The 22,752-nt window shown below is 48.3% G+C and carries 19 protein-coding genes; 11 read left to right on the top strand and 8 right to left on the bottom strand.

The window, feature by feature from the left end; translation table 11 throughout:
- Positions 1–39 precede the first annotated feature (39 nt).
- From IE074_RS02855 to greB, 4 genes are read left to right on the top strand one after another with little or no spacing between them, the layout of a single operon-like run.
- Entirely contained in the window at positions 40–2,511 is a 2,472-nt protein-coding gene (locus IE074_RS02855; RefSeq protein WP_189383933.1) for a DNA internalization-related competence protein ComEC/Rec2, read from the top strand.
- A gap of 51 nt (positions 2,512–2,562) precedes the next feature.
- Positions 2,563–3,492 (top strand): alpha/beta fold hydrolase, encoded by a 930-nt coding sequence (locus IE074_RS02850; RefSeq protein ID WP_189383932.1) that lies wholly within the window; start codon positions 2,563–2,565, stop codon positions 3,490–3,492.
- Positions 3,493–3,519: 27 nt separating this feature from the next.
- Complete coding sequence (locus IE074_RS02845) at positions 3,520–4,374, top strand: 3',5'-nucleoside bisphosphate phosphatase (protein ID WP_189383931.1); 855 nt, start codon at positions 3,520–3,522, stop codon at positions 4,372–4,374.
- A complete protein-coding gene (gene greB, locus IE074_RS02840; protein ID WP_189383930.1) occupies positions 4,371–4,931 on the top strand; it encodes a transcription elongation factor GreB in 561 nt (186 codons plus the stop codon). The genes IE074_RS02845 and greB overlap by 4 nt, the downstream gene beginning before the upstream one ends.
- Here greB and IE074_RS02835 read toward each other — a convergent pair.
- Both IE074_RS02835 and ugpQ read right to left on the bottom strand, forming a co-directional pair.
- Entirely contained in the window at positions 4,912–5,769 is an 858-nt protein-coding gene (locus tag IE074_RS02835; RefSeq protein ID WP_189383929.1) for a 23S rRNA (adenine(2030)-N(6))-methyltransferase RlmJ, read from the bottom strand. The two genes, greB and IE074_RS02835, sit on opposite strands and share 20 nt — an antisense overlap.
- A gap of 28 nt (positions 5,770–5,797) precedes the next feature.
- The gene (gene ugpQ, locus IE074_RS02830; RefSeq protein ID WP_189383928.1) at positions 5,798–6,553 is read right to left on the bottom strand and encodes a glycerophosphodiester phosphodiesterase; all 756 of its coding nucleotides are present in this window, start codon (positions 6,551–6,553) and stop codon (positions 5,798–5,800) included.
- Between the two features lie 200 nt (positions 6,554–6,753).
- Here ugpQ and IE074_RS02825 point away from each other — a divergent pair, with 200 nt between their 5' ends.
- The gene (locus IE074_RS02825) at positions 6,754–8,706 is read left to right on the top strand and encodes a SurA N-terminal domain-containing protein (protein WP_189383927.1); all 1,953 of its coding nucleotides are present in this window, start codon (positions 6,754–6,756) and stop codon (positions 8,704–8,706) included.
- Positions 8,707–8,875: 169 nt separating this feature from the next.
- Here the strand turns inward: IE074_RS02825 and IE074_RS02820 are convergent, their stop codons facing one another.
- Entirely contained in the window at positions 8,876–9,514 is a 639-nt protein-coding gene (locus tag IE074_RS02820) for an arylesterase (protein ID WP_189383926.1), read from the bottom strand.
- On the opposite strand from IE074_RS02820, the gene IE074_RS02815 reads away from it, so the two are divergent.
- On the top strand, positions 9,504–10,190 hold the full coding sequence (locus tag IE074_RS02815) for an ABC transporter ATP-binding protein (RefSeq protein WP_189383925.1): 687 nt from the start codon (positions 9,504–9,506) through the stop codon (positions 10,188–10,190). The genes IE074_RS02820 and IE074_RS02815 overlap by 11 nt on opposite strands.
- Here IE074_RS02815 and IE074_RS02810 read toward each other — a convergent pair.
- The 3 genes from IE074_RS02810 to gmk all read right to left on the bottom strand — a co-directional run bounded on the left by IE074_RS02810 (position 10,180) and on the right by gmk (position 13,386).
- Positions 10,180–12,294 (bottom strand): RelA/SpoT family protein, encoded by a 2,115-nt coding sequence (locus IE074_RS02810; RefSeq protein WP_373297753.1) that lies wholly within the window; start codon positions 12,292–12,294, stop codon positions 10,180–10,182. The two genes, IE074_RS02815 and IE074_RS02810, sit on opposite strands and share 11 nt — an antisense overlap.
- 208 nt (positions 12,295–12,502) lie before the next feature.
- The gene (gene rpoZ / locus IE074_RS02805) at positions 12,503–12,709 is read right to left on the bottom strand and encodes a DNA-directed RNA polymerase subunit omega (protein ID WP_169294365.1); all 207 of its coding nucleotides are present in this window, start codon (positions 12,707–12,709) and stop codon (positions 12,503–12,505) included.
- A 38-nt stretch (positions 12,710–12,747) separates the two neighbouring features.
- Positions 12,748–13,386, bottom strand: coding sequence for a guanylate kinase (gene gmk, locus IE074_RS02800; protein WP_189383923.1), 639 nt, complete (start codon positions 13,384–13,386; stop codon positions 12,748–12,750).
- Positions 13,387–13,545: 159 nt separating this feature from the next.
- Between gmk and IE074_RS02795 the strand changes: the two genes are divergently transcribed.
- Positions 13,546–14,307, top strand: coding sequence for an SDR family oxidoreductase (locus IE074_RS02795; RefSeq protein ID WP_189383922.1), 762 nt, complete (start codon positions 13,546–13,548; stop codon positions 14,305–14,307).
- Positions 14,308–14,448: 141 nt separating this feature from the next.
- The gene (locus IE074_RS02790; RefSeq protein WP_189383921.1) at positions 14,449–17,592 is read left to right on the top strand and encodes a DUF3427 domain-containing protein; all 3,144 of its coding nucleotides are present in this window, start codon (positions 14,449–14,451) and stop codon (positions 17,590–17,592) included.
- A 93-nt stretch (positions 17,593–17,685) separates the two neighbouring features.
- On the opposite strand, the gene IE074_RS02785 is transcribed toward IE074_RS02790, so the two are convergent.
- Complete coding sequence (locus IE074_RS02785; RefSeq protein ID WP_189383920.1) at positions 17,686–18,669, bottom strand: Bug family tripartite tricarboxylate transporter substrate binding protein; 984 nt, start codon at positions 18,667–18,669, stop codon at positions 17,686–17,688.
- A 345-nt stretch (positions 18,670–19,014) separates the two neighbouring features.
- Positions 19,015–19,923, bottom strand: coding sequence for a YicC/YloC family endoribonuclease (locus tag IE074_RS02780; protein ID WP_189383919.1), 909 nt, complete (start codon positions 19,921–19,923; stop codon positions 19,015–19,017).
- A 133-nt stretch (positions 19,924–20,056) separates the two neighbouring features.
- On the opposite strand from IE074_RS02780, the gene rph reads away from it, so the two are divergent.
- From rph to hemW, 3 genes are all read left to right on the top strand, one after another.
- Positions 20,057–20,803 carry a ribonuclease PH gene (gene rph, locus IE074_RS02775; protein ID WP_189383918.1) on the top strand — a complete coding sequence of 249 codons (747 nt, stop codon included), beginning with the start codon at positions 20,057–20,059 and terminating at the stop codon, positions 20,801–20,803.
- Between the two features lie 36 nt (positions 20,804–20,839).
- Positions 20,840–21,445 (top strand): RdgB/HAM1 family non-canonical purine NTP pyrophosphatase, encoded by a 606-nt coding sequence (gene rdgB / locus IE074_RS02770; RefSeq protein WP_229793862.1) that lies wholly within the window; start codon positions 20,840–20,842, stop codon positions 21,443–21,445.
- Between the two features lie 66 nt (positions 21,446–21,511).
- Positions 21,512–22,681 carry a radical SAM family heme chaperone HemW gene (gene hemW, locus IE074_RS02765; protein WP_229793865.1) on the top strand — a complete coding sequence of 390 codons (1,170 nt, stop codon included), beginning with the start codon at positions 21,512–21,514 and terminating at the stop codon, positions 22,679–22,681.
- The last annotated feature ends 71 nt before the right edge of the window (positions 22,682–22,752 follow it).

Raw genomic sequence — 22,752 nt, 5'->3', positions numbered from 1 at the left:
CCTTGAGTAGAATCTGCTTTTCAGCGCACAAAGAATGTCATGCGGGTTTACTGGATTTGCCTGGCGGGAGCTTGCCTGGGCATAGCAGGTGTTCAATTATTGCCAGACTTGCCTTCTCTAGCCATCATCAGCTTGCTGGCAGGCTTATCCCTGCTTGCCTGGCTATGTGTGTGGCCAAGTCCATTTCCGGGCCTGAAAGCCCTTCTTCTTGGCGTGTTGTGCTTCTTGCTGGGCATGGCTTATGCCACCCATAAAGGCCAGCTGCGGCTGGCTGACAGCCTTGCTTCCATTCATGAAAACAAAACAAGCCGGGTTGTCTTGCGTGTAGCTGAAATTGCCTTATATGGGCCAGACTATGTACAGTTCAAGGCCAAGGTGCTGGACCGCTTTTCCATACAGGGAATTCCAGTACATATACAGGTTCGCTGGCAGGCAGGCACCTGGCCGGGCATTTACGGCAAGCCCAAGGATATCAACGATAAACTTCCGCTTATCAGGCCTGGCCAGGTTTGGGAAATGTCCTTGAAACTTAAACGTGTGCATGGTGCCATGAATCCCAATGGATTTGATTATGAAACCCATGCCTTTGCCAATAACATCAGGGCCATGGGGGCGGTAAAAGGCCAGCCCAAACTGTTGGCCGATGAGCCGTTCAGCAGTTTTGCCATTGCGGTTGAAAGATTGCGTGACCAGGTGCGTTCGGCCATGCTGCCTTACCTGAAAGATAAACGTTATGGTTCCGTAATGGTGGCGCTGGTTATGGGAGACCAGAATGGTATTGCCCAGGATGACTGGAAGCTGTTCAACCTGTCGGGGGTGACGCATCTGGTTTCCATCAGCGGGTCTCATATCACGATGCTGGCTGTGTTAGGCCATTTTCTGGTTTTATGGGGCTGTAAAAGAATCAAGCTTAAAGGCAAGTTGTTGTCAGACTATCGCTCGATTCATGTCTTGGCCGCTTTCGTTGGCTTACTGGTTGCATGGGCTTATTGTTTGCTGGCGGGCTGGGGGGTGCCCGCGCAAAGAACGTTGCTGATGCTGGCTATTGGCTATGGCTTGATCTTGTTTCGTTGGCGCATGTCCATTTTCTTTATCCTTTTGTTAACTTGTCTGGGTGTTTTGTTGCTGGATCCGTGGGCCATGCTGTCCAGCGGGTTTTGGCTGTCTTTTTCTGCCGTGGCCGTTTTAATCTGGCTGGGACGCCATCATGCGCAGCAGGGCAGTGTAAATAGGCAAAACAGGGGCAAAAAAATGTTGTCTGCCTTTGCGCTGGCGGCCAGGTTTCAATTAATGATTACGCTGGCGCTGGCACCGTTTTTAATTCTGCTTTTCAGCCAGTTTTCGCTGGTCTCACCGTTGGTAAATGCCTATGCCATTCCCTTGATTGGCTGGGTTATTACCCCGCTTTCATTGTTGTTTGCCTTGCTGGCCTTGTTAAACCTGCACACACCCGCCACTCAGTGGCTGGGCAATCTTGCGCATGATATTTTGCAGGGGGTGCTTGATCTTACCCAATGGTTTGCCCAGTTACCGTGGGCCAGCATCTATATTGCAACCCCCGCTTTATGGGGACTGCTGCTTGCCATGGCAGGTGTTTTTATCGTGTGTCAGGCCAAGGGCTTGCCTTATAAGAACCTGGCCTGGTGTTTCATGGTGCCGGTTTTTCTGGGTAAAGCAGACCGGCCCTTGCCCGGTTACTGGAACCTGATTGCCTTGGATGTGGGGCAGGGAACAGCGGTTGTGGTGTTAACGCAAAGGCATGCCGTGCTGTTTGATGCCGGGCCCAGAACCAGCCATGCCAATGAGGCGGGTAGCCGGACAATCCTGCCGTACTTAAGATCGGCGGGCGTCAAGCGGCTTGATGCCGTGGTGGTCTCCCATTCCGATGTGGATCATGCGGGTGGTTTTGCCAGCGTGATTGCTGGTGTCCATACAGGCATGGCGTATGCGTCTTTTGGGCTTGAGCGGTTCCTGGCAGAGGAGGAAAAACGACTTGACCAAGATTATGTCTTGCCAAATCGGGATCTGGCCTACCTGCCTTGCGGGCAGGGGCAGGCTTTTAGCTTTGACGGGGTCAGTTTTACTTTCCTGAATAGCGGGCAACTGCCCTTGCCAAATGAAAGTGGCAATGCGCAAAGTTGTGTATTGAAGGTACAGGGCAGTCAGCATAGTGCCTTGTTAACCGGTGATATTCATGTTGAACAGGAGGCCGGTCTGGTTCAACTGGGGCTGGAAAAGGTCAATGTCGTGGTGGTGCCGCATCATGGGGCCAACACTTCCTCTTCGCTGCCGTTTGTTCAAGCCCTGAAAGCCGATCATGCCATTGTCCAGAACGGTTATCTGAATCGTTACGGTCATCCACACAGGCAGGTGCAACGGCACTGGGAAGACGCAGGCAGTGTTTTCTGGCGTACTGACAGGGATGGTGCCATAACCGTACGATCTTCAATACAGGGGCTTGGCCTGCTTGCCGCGCGCAGCACAACAAAACGCTATTGGCATGCCCGCTAGCCTCGGCATATACTAGTGATAATCATTATCTGTGTCTCCTGGAGGAAAGTCATGCAATCACCACGTTTGAATTATGTCAATTGCGTCAGTACGGCAGGCGTGCATCGCATGGCTTATTGGGAATGGGGTGACCCGGACAATGACAGGGTGTTGGTATGTGTGCATGGCCTAACCCGGACTGGACGAGATTTTGATGATATGGCACTGGCCATGTCGGCTGAATATCGTGTGATTTGTCCTGATATTGTGGGCAGGGGAGCCTCTGACTTTTTGCTTAACCCATCCCTTTATGCCGTACCGCAGTATGTGTCAGATATTTTCACCCTGTTGGCACGCGTCAATGCCAAAACCCTGGATTGGATCGGGACTTCAATGGGCGGGCTGATTGGTATGGTGTTTGCCGGGCTGGTGCGCAAGGCGGATCTGTATATCGCCAATCAGGAGCCTCGTGATGAAAGTATGCCGGGTAAAACCGGGCTGGCCCTGAACCGGCTGGTGCTGAACGATGTAGGGCCAAAAATAGAGCTCGCGGCCATTCGCCGCATTGGTGCCTATGTGGGTAATGGACTGGAATTTGAAAGTCTTGAAAGCGCGGTGGCGTATATGAAGATAAACGCGGCCTCTTTTGGTCCGCTTAATGATAGCCAATGGCTTGAATTTACAAAAAGTGTGATTAAATTTAAGGACAATGCCTGGAAAAGTCATTACGATGTACGTATAGCCCAAACATTTAAAGAGCAGGAAAGTGAAGAAGCGCTTGCCGCGGCAGAAGCTTACCTGTGGCGCTCATACAAAGCCATTGATTGCCCCATTTTAATATTGCGGGGTGAGAACTCCGATTTGTTAAGTCGTGAATCGGTTGCCCAAATGCTGGAACAGAATAAAAACAGCCAGATGGCGGAAATACCCGAAGTGGGGCATGCACCTACCCTCATGCCGAACGAACAAATCCAGACAGTCCGCAATTTTTTGCTCTCTTGAAACATTTTTTGCCAGTAGGAAAGTACCATGGATAGCTTGGTCAGATTGAACGTAGACCTGCATTGTCATTCAACCGTTTCGGATGGTGTGTTAAGCCCCACCGAGGTGGCCACACGTGCGGCCGGCAATGGCGTGCAAGTCTGGAGCCTTACCGATCACGATGAGGTGGGCGGGCAACAAGAGGCTGCGCGGGTCGCCCGTGAACTGGGTATGACTTATATCCCGGGTATTGAAATATCCGTGACCTGGGCAGAACACACCCTGCATATTGTTGGCCTGGGCATCGACCCTGAAAACGCAGCCATGAATGCCGGGTTGAAACGTATCCGTGACGACCGTGAGCAGCGGGCGCGGGTCATGTCAGACAAGCTGGCGGAATTTGGTATTATGAATGCCTATGAGGGAGCCCTGAAATATGCCGATAACCCCAACTTGCTAAGCCGGACGCACTTTGCCCGTTATATCGTGGAGACCGGGCATTGCAAGAACATGCAAGAGGTTTTCGACAAATACCTGGCCGATGGCAAACCAGCATATATAGCGGGTGATTGGGCAAGTCTTGAAGAGGCCATCAACTGGATCAATCATGCAGGTGGCATTGCCGTGATTGCCCATCCCGGGCGGTATAAATACTCCCGCAGCGAATTTGCCACCCTATATAAAACCTTCAAGTTAATGGGGGGCAGGGGGATTGAAGTGGTGACCGGTTCCCACACCGTTGACCAGTTTCACCAGTACGCACATATTGCCCGTCAGTACGGTTTTCTGGCCTCTTGTGGTTCCGACTTTCACAGTCCCTCGGAAAGCAGTATGGATCTTGGTAAACTTCCCCCTTTGCCAAGTGGTCTTACACCTGTCTGGGAGGAATTAATTAAATCATGAACAAGGCTTTTGTTAAAGAATCCGATCAGGAAGATGACGAAGATGGCGTTGATGGCCAGGCAGTTGCCTTGCCAGCGGGTACCAAAAACTATATAACCAAATATGGTTATGCCGCTTTACGTGAAGAATTGGCTCACTTGGTTAATACCGAAAGACCTGATGTTGTACAAATCGTTTCGTGGGCGGCGGCTAATGGTGACCGTTCTGAAAATGGTGATTACCTGTACGGTAAAAAAAGACTGCGCGAGATAGATCGCCGAATTCGTTTTTTGACCAAAAGGCTGGAAATTGCCGAGGTCGTGGATCCTTCCACCCAGCCCAACAAAGACCAGGTGTTTTTAGGCGCTACCGTTGTGTATGCCGACAAGGCCGGTGAAGAACACACGGTAACCATTGTTGGGGTTGATGAGGCAGAGCCATTGCAGGGGAAAATCAGCTGGATTTCCCCGGTTGCAAGGGCCCTGATCAAGGCCAGGGAAGGCGACACGGTTAGCTTGCGTACGCCTTCGGGTATGGACGAGCTGGAAATTCTTGAAGTTAATTACCCTGACGAGTAAGGCTGAAGGTTGCAGAGCTGTCCTGGGCCAGATGTTTGGCCAGATAGGGCAGACTTTTTTCCAGGGCGGCATGCAGGGTATACGGCGGGTTGATAATAAACATGCCACTTCCGTGCAAGCCATAACCATCCGCAGCCGGTTTTCTGACGGCCAGTGATGCATTCAGCCATTGGGTGTCGGGCAGTTTCTCAAGCTGCCTGATCATGTCATGCACTTCCTTGCGATTGACCAACGGGTACCAAACTGCATAACAGCCGGTGGCAAAGCGTTTAAGACCATCTTTAATGGCCATTAAGGTGTGGCGGTAATCGGCTTTGTCTTCATAGGAAGGGTCAATCAGGATAACGCCCCGTCTGGGTACGGGAGGCAGTTGTGATTTCAGGCCTGAAAAACCGTCCTTTTCAAAAATCGTTACCTGGCGTGCGATTTCCCTGCCTTGCTGTTCGATGTTGTCGCTGAGCACTTCAATTTCGGTGGGATGCAACTCAAATAAATGCAGACGATCTTTGTGCCGCATTAATTCCAGCGAGATCCAGGGGGATCCGGGGTAGTAAACCAGATCCTGGCCATCGTTCAGGTTACGGATATGGTCAATATATACCTGCAGGTCTTGGGGCAAGTCGGTGTTGTCCCACAGCCGGGCAATGCCTTCTTTGAATTCCGCGGTTTTCTCTGCCCAGGCATCTTCCAGATCGTAAATGCCAGCACCGGCGTGGGTGTCGATGATCCAGTAAGGCGTTTCTTTTTTGTTAAAGTAATGCAAAATATGCAATAAAACGGAATGCTTTAAAACATCAGCATGATTGCCTGCATGAAAGGCGTGGCGGTAACTGAACAAAATATATCCTTGTGGTGAGTACTGGCTATTAAGCCAAGTCGGGGGTTACCCGAAGCAGTTCGTCGGTAAACAGGGCATCGCAACCCCAATGCAATAGTTGTTTGGCGCGTTGATAGTCATTCACGGTCCAGGCGCAAACCTTGTAGCCGGCCTGGTGAATGCGTTCTATTTTTTCCTGGTCCAGCAGGCTTTGTTTCAGGTTAATGGCGACACAATCCATCTCTTCCAGAATCACGGTGAAATTATCGGGCAGATCTTCGGTTAAAAAGGCACGTGGCAATTCGGGGGCGGCCTGTTTCGCAGCGGCCAGCGCCTCAAGGGAGAAAGAAGAGAGCAGGGGAGGCAGATGGGAATGAAGCCACCATTGTTTTGCCGCTTTGGCCACCAGAGTCCCGGTTTCGGTTTCACGGTTTGGACAGGGTTTGATTTCTATATTACAGAAAATATTGTTTTCCTGGGTAAAACGTGCAACTGAAACAAACGTGGGGATTGGCTCGCCGGTATAAAAGGCTGAATGCCATCCGCCGAAGTCCAGTTCGGACAGTTCCCTGAACGTTTTACTGGCGGCCAGTCCGATTCCGTTTGAGGTGCGGTCTACCGTATCATCATGCATTAAGACAAGCATATTGTCCTGGCTCAGCTTGACATCGAACTCAACCATGGAAAAGCCGTATTCATGACCGCAACGCATGGCTGCAAGGGTGTTTTCAGGGGCCAGGTAGCCGCCGCCGCGATGGGCAATCAGGCGCGGATAGCGCCATTCAAAGGTGTTTTTTGCTGACATTGGAATGTATGGGTGGGTTTCAAGAGTAAGTTTATTGTTGTATTGTAGGAAGATATAGGCCGCTTTGAAAGTGACTTTTTATAAAATGGGGCTGAATTGTCTATTTTAAAAGTGAAAAAGACTAAAATGGGAAACCCCTTTTTCCAACCGCGACATTTATAATGTATATTCTGATTTTCGCAGTCTGAGTTGAGAGCTTAATGTTTGAATTTATCCGTACACACCAACGTATTGTATTGGCAGCGTTAATTATTTTGGTGGTTCCGTCATTTGTTTTTTTTGGCGTGGCCGATTACCAAAGCTTCGTTTCCAACGATGTAAAATTGGCGGCTGTCAAAGAAACCAATATTACCCAAGAGCAGTTTAACCAGTCCTGGCGCGCCCGTTTGGACCAAATGAGAATGGACGCCGGCGCGAATTTTGATGTTTCCAAGGTAGATACCCCGGCCAACCGGCAAGCCTGGCTGAACCAGCTTATCAATACTCAGGTGCTGCAGCAGGAAGTGATTGACGGTCACTTCAATGCCACCGACAACATGGTTCGCAGTGCCATTGGCTCCAACCCCCAGTTTCATGAAAACGGGGTGTATTCTCCCCTGAAATACAGCGAGTTCCTTGGTAATAATGGCATCAGGGACATTGATTATGAAGCTTATGTCCGTCAGAATCTGGCGTATTCCCATGTACTTGAGCCTATTGCGCAATCTGTTTCGCTGCCTGCAAAAACGCTTGAATTATTGCAATCGGCCATGGTTCAGGAGCGTGCCGTTCGCCTGAAGGAATTTGAGGTTTCCACGTACTTGCAAGATGTCACGGTTTCAGATGACGATATCAGGCAGTGGTACGATAAAAACAGCAAAACACTTGAGGTTCCCCGTTATGTGGATGCCCAGTACATTATTCTTAACCAGGATGCGGCGTTAAAATCAGTGCCCGAAGTTTCAGACGCCGATATCGAATCCTATTACAAATCCAACATTGGCAAGTACACCAAACAAGAACGCCGTGTTGTTAATCATATTCAAATCATGGTGCCCGCCGGTGCCGATGCTGCAGCCCAGGAAGAAGTCCTGAAAAAAGCCCGGGATGTGGCTGCACAGGCCAAGGCAGACCCTGCGAAATTTTCTGCTTTGGCAAAACAGTATTCAGATGATGCAGGTACTAAAAACCTGGACGGCAGCCTGGGTCTGCTGGCCAGGGGTGATATCCCTGTGCTTGATGAGGCCATTTTCTCTTTAACTGAGTCCGGTGTGACCGATCCTGTTAAAGTAGGCAACTCCTATCATATTATTCAGGTTGCCAGTATCGATGAAGGCTCTGTTCAACCGCTGTCTGCCATCAAGAGTCAGGTATTGGAAGAAATCCGTTTGCAGCTGGCCTCGGAAAAATTTGCTGATCTGGCTACTGGCCTGACCCAGCAGGTTAATGATGATCGCTCATCGTTGCAAGGTGTTGCCGACAATCTTCAGCTTGAACTGAAAACAGTGAATGGTATTGCGCGAGACCTGCTTCTGACTGCCGGGCAAGTGGGTGAGAATGCCGCTTCTGCCAGTCCTGATGCCAAATACTTCGAGGCGCCAAGAGTGCGTGAAGTCCTGTTTTCGGATGAGGTGTTAAAACAGAAACTCAATTCTGGCGTGATAGAGATTTCTCCCTCTGAGCTGCTGGTGGTTCGTGTGGTACAGGAAGTGCCTGCGACAATCCCTGCACTAGAGTCGGTCAAAACCGAGGTTGAAGCCAGGGTGAGGAATGAAAAAGCCCTTGAACAGGCTAAACTGGCGGGTGCGCAAGAGCTGAAAATGTTGCAGGAAAATGGCCAGTCCACGTCTGCCGGTTTTGGTCCTGAAACAATGATCAGTCGTTTAATGACCAATCAATTGCCTGAAGCAATGCTTAATACCATTATGAGTGCACCGACTGATAAATTGCCTTCCTTTGTGGGCACCGCTACGCCAAATGGCTATGTGATTGCCCAGGTTGACAAGGTTTCGGAAGGTAATCCTGAAATGAAAATGCTTTTTACCCAGTTCTTGCAACCAGGTCTGGAATCGGGTGTTGCCATTGAGATCGCCCAGGGTGTAACCAATATCCTGCGTGCAAACCATAAGGTTCAGGTATTTCCCGAAGCCGAAAAGGTGATTTTGGGCGAATAAACCGGGAGGCGCTTTTATAAAAGCGTAAACCTTATACCTGGACTGTAATAAACAAACCCCATAAAGCCGGATGCAGTTCCGGTTTTATGGGGTTTTTTATGGTGGCAATCAAGCCTGCAAAGAGTATGTTGTATATCTGAATGCTGGATGACAGCTTAAGCAGTCAGGTTCAGTTAATGGCTTGCTGCAAGACAGTCCAGACATTTTCCGCCATGGTTTTTTGTGCGGCTTCATTCGGATGGATACCATCGTCCTGAAACATGTTTTTATCCAGCGCAAAATGCTCAAACAGGAAAGGCACCAGCAGGGCGTCCTGTTCCTGTGCCACCTGGGCAAACATTTCCTTGAACTGTTGTGTATAAACAGGCCCAAAGTTGGGCGGAATTTGCATGCCAACAATGATCACTTTTGCCTGCGCCTGCTTGCTTAATTCGCTCATGTTTTCCAGGTTTTTTTTGGAAACTTCCAGTGACAGGCCGCGCAATGCGTCATTGGAGCCCAGTTCCACAATCACTACAGACGGCGTGTGCTGTGCCAGCAAGGCAGGAAGGCGGCCAAGACCGCCACTGGTCGTATCGCCGCTTATACTGGCATTGATGACTTCATAATTGTCATCATCACCCAGAAAATCGGATTTAATTATTTCCACCCAACCTTTGCCCCTTTCAATGCCATATTCTGCTGATAAACTGTCTCCTATAACCAGTATCGTCTTGTTACTGCTGTTTTGTGCATTTGCCATTTGAAAAGCAGCGGTGCACATGAATAGTGCCAGACATAATTTGAGTAGTTGATTTATGAAAAACATATTTGCCCTGGAAGTTAATGGTCTGAATAAAGTAGTGGAAGATGCCAATGGCCAGCTTCGTATTTTAGAGGATATTTCCTTTTCACTTGAAAAAGGTAAGACATTGGCCATTACCGGAAGTTCTGGTTCTGGAAAATCAACCCTGCTGGGTATTTTGGCTGGCCTTGATGTGCCCAGCCAGGGTAGTGTGCACTTAATGGGTCAGGACCTGTTTTCACTTAATGAAGACCAGCGGGCCCAGTTGCGGGCGTATCATGTGGGATTCGTTTTCCAGTCGTTTCAGCTGTTGCCTAACTTAACAGCGCTTGAAAACGTGATGCTGCCTTTGGAGTTGCAGGGCAAACGTGCCAAAGAGGCCGCATGGGCCATGCTGGAGCGTGTGGGTCTTGCCGGGCGCTCTCATCATTACCCAAAAACATTGTCTGGCGGAGAGCGTCAGCGTGTGGCCCTGGCGCGGGCATTTGTGGTTGAGCCGGCCATCTTGTTTGCCGATGAACCCACCGGAAGCCTTGATGCAACAACGGGGACGAATATTATGGACTTGATGTTTGCACTGCATCATGAAAAAAGAACCACCCTGGTTCTGGTTACCCACGACACGCTTCTTGCCAGCCGCTGCCAGCAGCAGCTGGTGTTGCAGGCGGGCAAGGTTCAGAACTTAACCCTTAGCCCTTAACCCTTACAATCCTGGTTACCTGGGGTACATGCCGCATTAACCTGATCACTTTGGCCAAATGTTTACGGTCATCTACCTGGATGGTGAGTTGTATCGTGGCGGTTTCAAGCGCCTCTTCGTTCATGGACATTTGAATAATATTGGAGTCGGCGGTGGCAATTTGGGCGGCGATGCGGCCCAAGACCCCTTTTTCACTCTTGATGGTAATTTCAAGGCGCGTTGGCAAGTGCTTGGCGGTTTCCTGATCCCAGCTAACCGAAGAGACCCAGCGCTCAGGTTCGCGGGTGCGCTGGCGAAGGGCGGCTGGACAGTCTTCTGTGTGAACCACCAGGCCATGGCCTGGGCGGATGCAGGCAATTAAAGAGTCACCAGGAATCGGGTAGCAGCAATTGGAAAGCTGCGCAGCCTGTCCTTCGTTGCCCTGAATGAAAATAGTGCCTGTTTTGGCTACGGACATTTCATCAATAACCGCGGCACTGGTTGCCAAAATCTCATTGTCTATGATGAACCGGCGTGCAACAACGGCGGCCAGGCGACGACCCAGGCCGATATCGGCCAGAATTTCATCAACCGAGTTGGCCCCGGTGCTTTTGGCCAGCTTTTCCCATTGCGGATCATCTTTAGGCGGCATTGGGATATTCAGCTCTTGCAAGGCGTGCAAAAGCTGCTTTTCACCAAACTGAATGGATTCGCTGTATTTAACCGTTTTAAGGAAATGACGGATTTCAGAACGGGCTTTACCGGTACGTACATAGTTAAGCCACTGGGCACTGGGTACGGAGGCCGGGGATGTGATGATTTCGATTCTGTCGCCGCTGCTTAATTCTGTTTTGAGCGGCACAAACTCACCATTGATTTTGGCGGAAACGGCATGGTTGCCGATATCGGTATGAATAAGGTAGGCAAAATCAATGGGCGTTGCACCACGTGGCAAAGAAATGATTTTACCTTTGGGGGTAAGCACATACACCGCATCAGGGAACAAGTCTACCTTGACGTGCTCAAGGAACTCGCCCGAATCACCGGTTTGGCTTTGGATATCCAGTAAAGATTGCAGCCAGCGATGGGTTTGTTTTTGCAAGTCGTTTAGAGAGATATCATCATTTTTGTACATCCAGTGAGAGGCCACGCCTTTTTCAGCAATGTGGTCCATGTCACGGGTGCGAATCTGGAACTCGATGGGGGTGCCGTAAGGGCCCACCAGGGTAGTGTGCAAAGACTGATAGCCGTTAAGCTTTGGAATGGCAATATAGTCTTTGAATTTGCCGGGGACAGGCCGATACAGCTGATGAATCACACCCAGGGCCAAATAACATTCGGGCAGGGTGTGAACAATAATCCGGAAACCGTAGATATCCAGTACATCGGAAAAGGATTTTTTTTGTTCACGCATTTTATTATAAATGCTGAACAGTGATTTCTCACGACCGGAAATTTCGGCTTCAATACCTTGAGCCGGCATGGCGGTGATGATGTTGTCGGTAATTTTGGTAAGCACTTCGCGACGATTGCCACGGGCTGCCATGACCGCCTTGTGCAGGACGGAATAACGGTTGGGTGAACTGGCTTCAAAACACAGGTCTTGCAGTTCCCGGACTAAAGAATTAAGACCCAGCCGATGCGCGATAGGGGTATAAATTTCCAGGGTTTCGTTGGCGACCCGCCGGCGCTTGGCTGGGTCTACCGCGTCCAGTGTGCGCATATTGTGCAGGCGATCGGCCAGCTTGATTAAAATAACGCGCACGTCTTTTGCCATGGCCAACAGCATTTTACGGAAGCTTTCCGCCTGCTGCTCTGCCTTGGTGGCAAAATTAAGCTTTTCAAGCTTGGTAAGGCCATCAACCAGATTGGCCACATCGGGGTTGAATTTTTCAGCCAGCTCGGACTTGAGAACACCCTGGTCTTCGATGACATCGTGCAACAGGGCAGCCATCAGGGCGTTGACGTCAAGCTTCCATCCGGCACATATTTCGGTAACCGCAATGGGGTGGGTAATGTAGGGGGCACCACTGGAGCGAAATTGACCCAAATGGGCCTGGTCAGCAAAACGGTAAGCTTCGCGGACTTTTTCAATATCTTTGCTGTCCATGTAGCTGGACAGCATGTCGGTAAGCGTGGCCAATGAAGCAATTGTGGGATCATTGGCCGGTATGGCCTTGCCTGTGGCGGCCTGCGCTGATTCAACCGGCTTAGAGGAATCTTTCTGTTTTCTTTTAAAGGGAGACCCGGCACGCAACGCATGCAAAATCGTGGATGATGCGCCTTTGATCCCTTTAAAAGTCATAATGTGTTAATCCTTGCCGATTATTGATTCAGGTAGGTACTTTACGCAACATTTCAAGGCCGGTTACACCGCTTGCGATTTCACGCAAAGCAAGCACGGTGGGTTTGTCTTTGTTGCTTTCAAGGCGAGGTTCATGACCCTGGGCCAGTTCGCGTGCACGGTAAGTGGCCGCCAGCGTCAGGCTAAAGCGGTTTGGAATTTGTTTTAAACAGTCTTCAACGGTAATTCGTGCCATTTGATAACCTGAAAAATAGGGGAGAAATAATAGGAGGCTTAGTTGGAAGCGGCATCTAAAATGCCCAACTCGGCGAATAGCTTTTCGTGTCGTGCAGCCTGTGCTGTATAGCGTAAACGAGCTGTAGCAATAATTTGCTGCAGCTCATGTAGTGCGACGTCGAAATCATTGTTAATGATAACATATTCGCACTCAGGGGCGTGTGCAATTTCGCCTCCGGCCGCTAATAAGCGACGGGCAATCACACTGGGCTCATCTTGCCCGCGACGGGTAAGCCTGACTTCCAGCTCTTCAATTGATGGTGGCAAAATAAAGATATCAGTCACATCGGAAAACTGCTGTCTTACCTGGCGGGCACCCTGCCAGTCAATTTCCAGTAAAACATCCTTGCCAGCGGCAATAGCCTGCTTAATGAATGTTTTAGGTGTGCCATAATAATTGCCATGTACTTCGGCCCATTCCAGCAAATCATTGTTGTCTTTCAGGGCCTGGAATTCTTCTACGCTTATGAAATGGTATTCACGCCCGTTTTCCTCGCCCGGCCGGGGTGGACGGGTGGTGCAGGAAACAGATAACTCAATATCCGTGTCATTTTTCAGCAGGGCATTGACCAGACTGGATTTTCCGGCACCGCTGGGAGCGATAATCATAAATACATTACCGGGATATTTCTTCATGGTGATGCGTCCATTTTTTTACAAGTAGCAAGGATAACAAAAAATTAAGCACAATTTACAATAAACAGCAAAAAAGTCCATTCAAAACACCGGCAAGTGGTGCCAGCCATCTCCATTCTTGGTAGCATTGCTAAGTAAAACGTAATGGAGAATATAACAATGAACATTTCAAACCATAAAGTGGCGGTGGTAACAGGTGCGGGCTCGGGTATTGGCAGGGCGGTAGCGCTGGAATTGTTAAGCGCGGGTTACCGGGTGGTGCTGGCAGGAAGACGGCAGGAGGTTCTGGAGCAAACACGTACCGCAGCCGGACTGGATGCGGTAAGGGCTCTGGTGATACCCACCGATGTGACCAAAGAAAACGAAGTAAAAGCCTTGTTTGAACAAACCCAGCGCGAATATGGCCGGGTGGATGTGCTGTTCAATAACGCTGGCAAAAGCGGTACGGCGGTGCCCATTGACGAGTTTTCCACCAGGGAATGGCGTGATATTGTGGATGTGAACCTGACAGGCATGTTCCTGTGTGCCCAAGCCGCTTTTCATGTGATGCGCCACCAAAGTCCCCAGGGAGGGCGGATTATTAATAACGGTTCTATCTCGGCCACGGCACCACGCCCCATGTCTATTGCTTATACAGCCACCAAACATGCCGTTACCGGCCTGACCAAAAGCATTTCGCTGGACGGCCGTGCCTATAATATTGCCTGCGGCCAGATAGATATTGGCAATGCCGGCACCGATATGACGGAAAGAATGAAGAAAGGCATTTTGCAGGCCAATGGTGAAATCATGGCCGAGCCGATTATGGATGTGGCCCATGTGGCTCAAACTGTTCGTACCATGGCTGATTTCCCGCTGGAAACCAATGTGCAGTTTGTGACGATCATGGCAACGAAGATGCCGTTTGTTGGGCGGGGGTGACTTTTACCCCTTGATGAATCAAAGAGTTTTTGACATGGGTAAGCCAATGAAGCAGAGAAACATTATTGTTTGCCGTGAAAAAACTGTTTGATTTATTGCAATGGATGTATTTTAGAAAATTAGAAAAGAGTAAAACACAACATGCAACAGATCGGGATTTATGAGCAGCTTATTACTCAACTCATTACAAAACGTTTAAATCGAGACAGATTTTATGTTGGAGAGCGAGAGCTTGAGCCTTCTGAAGCGTCAATGTGGCTTTCTCGGTTTTTATGTCATGTTTTTGAATATGCTATTTCGTCAATCCCTACTGGTGAAAATCAAGTGCAGCGGCAGGTTTTGTTGTCTAATGAATTATTGTTTTGGTTGAAAAAAAAGCTTAATGATAATGACTTCATTGAGGATAATTTGCTCGATTGCCAGGGAAAAATTCTTACTGCTCTATTTGAGAAAGAGAACCCGATTGCCGCAGATTATAAAAAATATGTCGATGATATATTCCCTTTGACGGGTTTAAGTCAAAGTGAATTGTTTAGTGGTAGTAATGCAGGCTTGTCGTTAGAGTCTGAAATCAAAAGAGAAATCCTATCTTCAGATAAGATTTATTGGCTTGTTTCATTTATAAAATGGACGGGTATTCGTATTTTTAGTAAGGAGTTGGAGGCGTTCACGAGAAGTGGTCGAGAATTGAAAGTAATCACGACTTCTTATATGGGTGCTACCGATGCCAAAGCCGTTGAATTTTTGGCCAGTTTACCCAATACCGAGGTTAGGCTTAGTTACAACACACAGCGTGAGCGTTTGCATGCTAAAAGTTATCTATTTTTAAGGAATACGGGATTTAATACTGGATATATTGGCTCTTCAAATTTATCACACTCAGCGTTAACCAGTGGCCTTGAATGGAATTTAAAGATTACCTCTCAGGAAATTCCGCATATTATTAATAAGTCAATCAGCACGTTTGAAACGTATTGGGCGTCTAATGACTTTGAAGTGTTTGATGGAAAAGTAGAAAGTGTTGGCAAATTAAGGCAGGCTTTAACACAAGCTCGAGGAAGGCAGAGTGATGATGAGCGTCATTTTTTTGATATAAAACCTTTTGCGCACCAGCAAGAAATCTTAGAACAATTGTCGGTGGAACGTAAGCTGCATCAACGATTCAGAAACTTGGTTGTAGCGGCAACAGGTACCGGAAAAACACTTATTTCGGCCTTTGATTTTGCGCGATTTGTAAAACAAAAACCTCAGGCGAAATTTTTGTTTATTGCGCATCGTGAGGAAATTTTGAAGCAAGCCAGAGAGGCTTACAGAGGGGTGCTTAAAAACAGTCATTTTGGAGAAATATGGGTGGGTGTTTATCAGCCTGATCATTATCACCAGCTGTTTGCCTCTATTCAGACATTAAACAATCAATTAACTACTTTAAACTTAAGTCCTGATTACTATGACTATATAGTGATTGATGAAGTCCATCATATTGCCGCTAGTAGTTATCGTTCGATAATTGACTACTTCAAGCCGGAAATTTTTCTAGGGTTAACGGCGACCCCAGAACGACATGATGGCGTAGATATATTATCTGATTTTTGTGGCGTGATTGCCGCGGAAATTCGATTGCCCGAAGCAATTAATCAACGTCATCTTAGTCCCTTTCAATATTTTGCGGTTGATGATGATACTGATTTAAGAAATATCAGTTGGAGCCGCGGTCGGTATGATATTGCACAATTAAGCAATGTTTATACTCATAATCAACAACGCGTGAATATGATTATCAGGAATCTGCGGGAAATTGTTACCGATACGAGCAAAATGAAAGCCTTGGCTTTTTGTGTTAGTAAAGAGCATGCTAATTATATGTGTCAACAATTCTTGCTAAAAGGCATTCCCAGTGATGTGCTTACAAGTGATAATCGCCATGAGCGTCAGCAGAAACAACAAGCCATTCGATCTGGGAAAATCAATGTGCTTTGTGTAGTAGATATTTTTAATGAAGGGGTAGATATACCTGAAATTGATACCTTGCTGTTTTTACGACCGACTGAAAGCTTGACTATTTTTCTACAGCAGCTGGGTCGAGGGCTGCGATTAGCTGATGGCAAAGAGTGTTGTACTGTATTGGATTTTATTGGGAATTCAAGACCTGAGTATGATTTTTCGAATAAGTTTCGTGCTTTGGTGGGTAAAACCAATAAGGCGATTGTTGAGGAAATTAAACAAGGCTTTCCACATGTGCCTTTGGGGTGTCGCATTGAACTGACTAAGCGTGCTCAGGAAATTGTATTAAAAAATATTCGGCAAGCCAGTTTAAATGCAAATAGGTTAATGGGGTTGATACGGCAATATCCTCATCAAACAAGCTTACCACTTAGCCTAGGCAATTTTTTAAAGATTTACCCATTTATTGACTTGAACGATTTATATAAATCGGGCAGTTTTACAGGTTTGCTTATTAAAGCTAAGCAAGTTGATTTCAATGAAAATATCAATCACTCCGTGCTAAGTAATTTTGAAAGGGCAATTAAAACACGGTTTTTATCTACTGATGCTCATGACTATTTGTATTTTGTTAGGGATTTATGTCGACATGATTTTAAGCTGAAAGAGAAAATGAACCTACGTATGGCATTGATGTGCCATTATGATTTTTGGCAAAAATCAGGCGCAGAAATTGGGCTTTCAAACTTGCAAGATGGTTTAAGTACTTTTGATATTCCTGCTTTAAAATCTGAGTTGTCAGATCTTTTGAGTTTATTGCTGGATCGAATTCAACATGAGCAAAATGAGCAGCTAAATTTACCAGGCATTCCTTTAAAGCTCCACGCACGATACGCGCGTGAGCAAATTCTAGTCGCTTTTGGTGCGTCTACCTTCGAGCGACGGGCGCCAGCAAGAGAAGGGGTGCTTGAGTTAAAAGATCAGAATATAGAACTATTATTCGTGACGCTGAATAAAAATGAAAAGCAATTTTCACCAACAACGATGTATCATGATTATGCAATCAATGAGCATCTTTTCCATTGGCAATCACAAAATAGCGCGCGCCCAGATCGTGGGAAAGGCGCTTCCTATATTCAGCACAGGCAATTAAATAAACGGTTGTTTTTATTCGTTCGAGAACAAACCAAAGACGAATACAATCGAACGATGGGGTTTGTGAATTTTGGTGAGGTTGAGTATATTTCACACACAGGTTCACAACCCATGAATATCACCTGGCGTTTAAAAACACCAATGCCACCATTTATGTGGCACCAGGCTGCTAAGCTGGCAGTGGGTTAGGTGGCATGTGGGCAATGAACGTTTATCAGGAAAGGTAAGCAAACAGCCTTTTTTAAAGCAAACCTTTCCTTTCGTGAGGAAGTGGTTTTTTCATCAATCCAGACTGATATTCGCTTTCTGAATCAATCCCTTATAAGTCTCTTCTTTCTGATCCAGGCGTTGTCCCAATTCGCTTAATGGCCAGGTCAGCGGGTCAAAAGCGAAAGAGTCGAAGCGTTTGACTACTTCAGGGTCAGACAGTACTTTGGCCACATCGGCCTGGATTTTGTCACGTACGGCTTCCGGGATGCCTTTGGGTGCCAGCAGCGAAACGATTGAATTGACATCCAGTTCGGCGGGGCCTCCGGCTTCAGCAACGGTTGGTACATCAGGGAACAGTGGGTGTCGCTTGGGGGCGGCAATGGCAAGGTAACGCAGTTTGCCGCTGTCATAGACCGGACGGGTGGAAGGGATGGTGCCATAGGCCCAGTCTACTTCGCTGTTGGCAACGGCCGTATACAGCTGGCTGACTTCCTTGTAGGGAATATGCAGCATTTTTGTGCCGGTAAGTGAATCTATCCACTCGCCACCCAGATGGCCGGGGCTGCCTACAAACCATGACCCATAGGTGACGCTATCAGGTTTGGTTTTGGCAGCGTCAATAAGATCTGTCATGTTCTTCCAGGGGGATTTATCGCTAACGGCAATCATGAAAGGCGTATAAAACAAAGGGGCAACGAGTTCAAACTTTTCGCGCGGGTAGTAGTTGCGCGATTTGTACAGGTGTGGCAGGGCAGAAACGTGTTCACTGTCCAGTTGCAGTAAAGAATAACCATCGGCAGGGCGCTTGCTAACGGCTTCCAGCGCAATGAAGCCACCACCACCGGGACGGTTTTCTACAATTACCGGTTGGCCCCAGATTTTGCCCAGCTCCTGGCTTAGTATGCGCAAGACGACATCCGGTCCACTCCCTACTGAAAATGCGCTGTACAAGGTAACTGTTTTTTGTGGAAAGTTGGTGTTGGCCTGGGCGGCATTGCCAAAGCAGGCAAAAGATAAAGCAGCGGCAATTAGCGTGGTTTTCTTGAAAAATAACATGGGGTCTCCTGAGGCCAAAATTTATAAATACTTGTCATTAAAGTGGATTTTTGTAATGTGGCGACATGTTTCTTTTTTTATGGGCCGCTTTATAACAATATGGGATTGCTTGGGCGGTTATCTTGATAGGGAATATGTCTGCCTGCTGTTTTAAGCGGATTTTTATAAAACACTATTATGGATGAATGGCGATACAATTTGAAATGAAATTTAATTGTCTGCCATAACAAAAAGTATATGGCTGAAAAGAATTGCTTTGCCAGTATTTGCAGGTTTGTTTGCCTCAATCCGGCGACTGGCCCAATCAAACAAGCCAGTCGCCGGCAGGTAGCGGCCCTTAATGATCTATTCAATATTCTGCGATTGCTCGCGAAGCTGCTCTATATACAGTTTCAGGTTAATCACGGCCTGGGTAATTTCCAAAGAGCTGGACTTGGAGCCCAGGGTATTCACTTCACGGTTCATTTCCTGGAACAAAAAATCCAGCCGCTTGCCGGTGCTTTGTTTACTGTTGGTTTTGCCATCCAGCAACAATTGCAGTTCTTTGATATGGGAACGCAGGCGGGTGATTTCTTCTTCCACATCAATACGTAATGAAAACAGGGCTGATTCGCTGGCAATGCGGGCAGACAGTTCTTCTCCACTCAGGTGCTGCAAGCCATTGGGGCAGGCCGCCTCCAGGGTTTCCTGCAGTTTTGTGGCCAGTTTTGTGCGGTACTCGGCATGTACCTCGGGCAGAAGGGTTTCAACCTTGTCAACAATCCCGGTCATGGCTGTGGCGTAGGATCGCATGGCGCTGGCAAGGCGTTCGCCTTCGCGATTACGTGCAGTAATAAATTCTTCAATGGCCAGCCGGGCGGTTTCCAGGCACTGTTTGTGCCATTCGGTGTTGGAATCGGGTTTGGCTTTCTGGCTGGGCCAGCTTACCAGATCAGATAGTTTGGGGGCCTCGGTGTCGGGAATAACGGCACGCACGTCTGCCAGCAGGGTGGCAATAGCCTGAAGCAGGGCGGGGTCTACTGAAAGCGTAGCTGCATCCTGGTTTTTTATGAACGAAACCCGGGCTTCCAGTTTTCCACGGTTGATGTTGCCGGTTAGCAGTTCACGCAGGCCGTTTTCGGTCTGCCGCAACTCATCGGGAATGCGAAAATTCAAATCCAGATAACGGCTGTTAACACTTTTAAGTTCTACGGTAATGGTACCCAGTTCCGATTCGGTTTGGGCGCTGCCAAAAGCAGTCATGCTTTGAATCATAAATATTTCCAAAGTATATGTTGGTAAATGCTGTTGCTGTGGTATGTTAATCCACATCGGACAATAAGGAAACGCCCATTTTTCAATGTCCTCATACTACAATGTTACCAACGTAAATTACATAGGTGAAAGCATGCCAGGCAATGATCTGACAATAGACTTCAAACGACCTTCAGACAGGGAACCCAATGGCTTGCGAAACGTGCAGGTTGAGCGTTCTTATACGCCCTATGCAGAAGGATCTGTATTAATCAAAATGGGTAATACGCATGTATTGTGTAATGCCAGCGTTCTGGACAAGGTTCCACCTTTTTTGAAAGGGCAGGGAAAAGGTTGGGTAACGGCCGAATACGGCATGTTGCCCAGGTCTACCCATACCCGCACTGACCGCGAGGCCGCACGTGGCAAGCAAAGTGGCCGCACCCAGGAAATCCAGCGTCTTATAGGCCGCAGCCTGCGTGCCATTATTGATCTTGAAAAACTGGGTGAGCGCACCATTCACCTTGATTGTGATGTGATTCAGGCAGATGGCGGCACTCGTTGTGCCAGTATTACCGGTGCCTGGATTGCCCTGGCAGATGCGGTTTCACACCTGCTTAAAACCGGACAAATCCCCGAGAACCCACTTAAAGACAGGGTAGCGGCTATTTCCGTAGGTATGTACAAGGGCTATCCGGTCCTGGATCTTGATTACGAAGAAGACTCCAGCTGTGATGCTGACATGAATGTGGTCATGACGGGCAGCGGCCAGTTTGTCGAGGTTCAGGGTACAGCAGAAGGGCATGCTTTCAGCCGCCAGGAGCTGGATAGCCTGCTGATGCTGGCCGAGAAGGGAATTGCCGGTTTGTTGCGTGTTCAGCAAGATGCATGGCCGGTTTAATCATTATCAAGTTAACAACAATCAGGACGTAATGTGGTGAGTTTCAAGGGAAAAGTGGTGCTGGCCTCCAATAATCAGGGCAAGCTGAAAGAGTTCAAGGCCTTGTTTGCGCCATTGGGAATAGAGCTGGTTCCCCAAGGAGAGCTGGGTGTACCCGAGGCCGAAGAGCCTTTTGACACGTTTGTTGAAAATGCCCTGGCCAAGGCACGGCATGCCAGCAAGTATACCGGTTTGCCTGCCATTGCCGATGATTCCGGTTTAACGGTAAAGGCTTTGGGGGGTGCACCGGGTGTGTTGTCCGCCCGCTATGCCACCTTGTTTGGTGAGGAAAAATCAGATCAAAACAATAATCTGCGTTTGTTGAAAGAGCTGGCCAATAAAAACGATCGTTCTGCCGCTTATATTGCCTTGCTGGTTTTTGTGCGTTCAGAGAGTGATCCTTGCCCCATTATTGCCCAAGGGGTCTGGAAAGGCCAAATTGCCACGCAGGCAGCCGGCAATCATGGTTTTGGCTATGATCCGTATTTTTATCTGCCAGAATTGGGGTGTACTGCCGCCGAGCTTGCACCCGAGGTAAAGAACCGTCAAAGCCACCGGGCAATTGCCCTGAAAAAACTGCTTGCCGAGTTGCAGGCCAATTAAACCATCATGAAAGAAATTATTCCTGTTTTTCCAGAGCTTTCCCGTAGCAAAAAACAGGTGGGTGGGATGGTCAATCGGGCTATTTCATTTACCCAGGGGTTGCCGCCACTGTCTTTGTACATTCATGTCCCCTGGTGTGTGAAGAAGTGTCCGTATTGTGATTTCAATTCCCATGCGCAAAAGGGCGAGTTACCCGAAGAGCACTATCTAAATGCCCTGGCGGCCGATCTTGAACAGACCCTGCCCCTTATCTGGGGTCGGCAAATTCATACGGTATTTATTGGTGGGGGCACGCCCAGCCTGCTTTCCGCTCAGGCGGTAGAGCGCATGATGGCCATGTTGCGCAATTATTTAAATATCTGGCCCGATACCGAAGTCACCCTGGAAGCCAATCCGGGCACGGCAGAGGCTTTGCGTTTCAAGCAATATGCCGAATCCGGTATTAACCGTATTTCACTGGGTATCCAAAGTTTTGATGACAGGGCCTTGGGCATATTGGGGCGTATTCATGACAGCCGACAGGCCATTGAAGCGATTGAAATGGCCCAAAAGGCGGTTGGCCGCATCAATCTTGACTTGATGTATGCCTTGCCGGGCCAAACGCTGGAATCCTGCAAAAATGACATTGAAACCGCCTTGTCTTTTGATACCGAGCACCTGTCTTTATATCACCTGACCATGGAGCCCAATACCGTTTTTGCCAAGTATCCGCCTTCAGGCTTGCCTGATGACGATACCAGTGCCGCCTTGCAGGACATGCTTATAGAGCTTACTGCTTCGCGAGGGTTGGAGCAGTACGAGGTGTCGGCTTATGCGCGGCCCGGCGCAAGGGCAAGGCATAATGTGAATTACTGGGAATTTGGTGATTACATTGGCATTGGCCCCGGTGCGCATGGCAAGCTCAGTTTTCATGATCGTATCGTACGAACCGCAAAAGTACGTAACCCCGAGTCCTGGATGGAAAAGGCCGTGTTACGGAATGGCTCTCATCTGGCCGAAGAACGCGAACTGGAGAGCAGTGAATTGCCATTTGAGTTCATGCTTAATGCGCTTCGCCTGAAAGAGGGTGTACCCGTATCCTGTTTTGAAGAGCGCACCAGCCTGTCTTTGGCAGGCATTAGCCGGCAACTGGAGGCGGCGCTTAAAAAGGGCCTGTTAGATGCCGATCCCATGCGCATCAAGGCTTCGCCGCTTGGTTGGCGGTTCCTGAATGATTTGCAGGGCCTGTTTCTTTAATGCACCTTTATAGTGCATTTTGTTTTATTTGCGCCAAAAAGGTGCAAAATAATTCTGTTTTGCTGCATCAA

This window comes from Advenella faeciporci (genome assembly GCF_014652395.1).
GTDB lineage: Bacteria > Pseudomonadota > Gammaproteobacteria > Burkholderiales > Burkholderiaceae_B > Advenella > Advenella faeciporci.
Note: the sequence above shows the minus strand (reverse complement) of the source record. Positions and strands in the feature narration are given on the sequence as shown.

What these genes read in the sequence shown, in the direction of transcription:
- IE074_RS02855 (WP_189383933.1), top strand. Translation starts at nt 40, where the DNA reads ATGCGGGTTTACTGGATTTGCCTGGCGGGAGCTTGCCTGGGCATAGCA.
- IE074_RS02850 (WP_189383932.1), top strand. Translation starts at nt 2,563, where the DNA reads ATGCAATCACCACGTTTGAATTATGTCAATTGCGTCAGTACGGCAGGC.
- IE074_RS02845 (WP_189383931.1), top strand. Translation starts at nt 3,520, where the DNA reads ATGGATAGCTTGGTCAGATTGAACGTAGACCTGCATTGTCATTCAACC.
- greB (WP_189383930.1), top strand. Translation starts at nt 4,371, where the DNA reads ATGAACAAGGCTTTTGTTAAAGAATCCGATCAGGAAGATGACGAAGAT.
- ugpQ (WP_189383928.1), bottom strand. Translation starts at nt 6,553, where the DNA reads ATGTCAGCAAAAAACACCTTTGAATGGCGCTATCCGCGCCTGATTGCC.
- IE074_RS02825 (WP_189383927.1), top strand. Translation starts at nt 6,754, where the DNA reads ATGTTTGAATTTATCCGTACACACCAACGTATTGTATTGGCAGCGTTA.
- IE074_RS02815 (WP_189383925.1), top strand. Translation starts at nt 9,504, where the DNA reads ATGAAAAACATATTTGCCCTGGAAGTTAATGGTCTGAATAAAGTAGTG.
- IE074_RS02820 (WP_189383926.1), bottom strand. Translation starts at nt 9,514, where the DNA reads ATGTTTTTCATAAATCAACTACTCAAATTATGTCTGGCACTATTCATG.
- IE074_RS02810 (WP_373297753.1), bottom strand. Translation starts at nt 12,294, where the DNA reads ATGCTGTCCAGCTACATGGACAGCAAAGATATTGAAAAAGTCCGCGAA.
- rpoZ (WP_169294365.1), bottom strand. Translation starts at nt 12,709, where the DNA reads ATGGCACGAATTACCGTTGAAGACTGTTTAAAACAAATTCCAAACCGC.
- gmk (WP_189383923.1), bottom strand. Translation starts at nt 13,386, where the DNA reads ATGAAGAAATATCCCGGTAATGTATTTATGATTATCGCTCCCAGCGGT.
- IE074_RS02795 (WP_189383922.1), top strand. Translation starts at nt 13,546, where the DNA reads ATGAACATTTCAAACCATAAAGTGGCGGTGGTAACAGGTGCGGGCTCG.
- IE074_RS02790 (WP_189383921.1), top strand. Translation starts at nt 14,449, where the DNA reads ATGCAACAGATCGGGATTTATGAGCAGCTTATTACTCAACTCATTACA.
- IE074_RS02785 (WP_189383920.1), bottom strand. Translation starts at nt 18,669, where the DNA reads ATGTTATTTTTCAAGAAAACCACGCTAATTGCCGCTGCTTTATCTTTT.
- IE074_RS02780 (WP_189383919.1), bottom strand. Translation starts at nt 19,923, where the DNA reads ATGATTCAAAGCATGACTGCTTTTGGCAGCGCCCAAACCGAATCGGAA.
- rph (WP_189383918.1), top strand. Translation starts at nt 20,057, where the DNA reads ATGCCAGGCAATGATCTGACAATAGACTTCAAACGACCTTCAGACAGG.
- hemW (WP_229793865.1), top strand. Translation starts at nt 21,512, where the DNA reads ATGGTCAATCGGGCTATTTCATTTACCCAGGGGTTGCCGCCACTGTCT.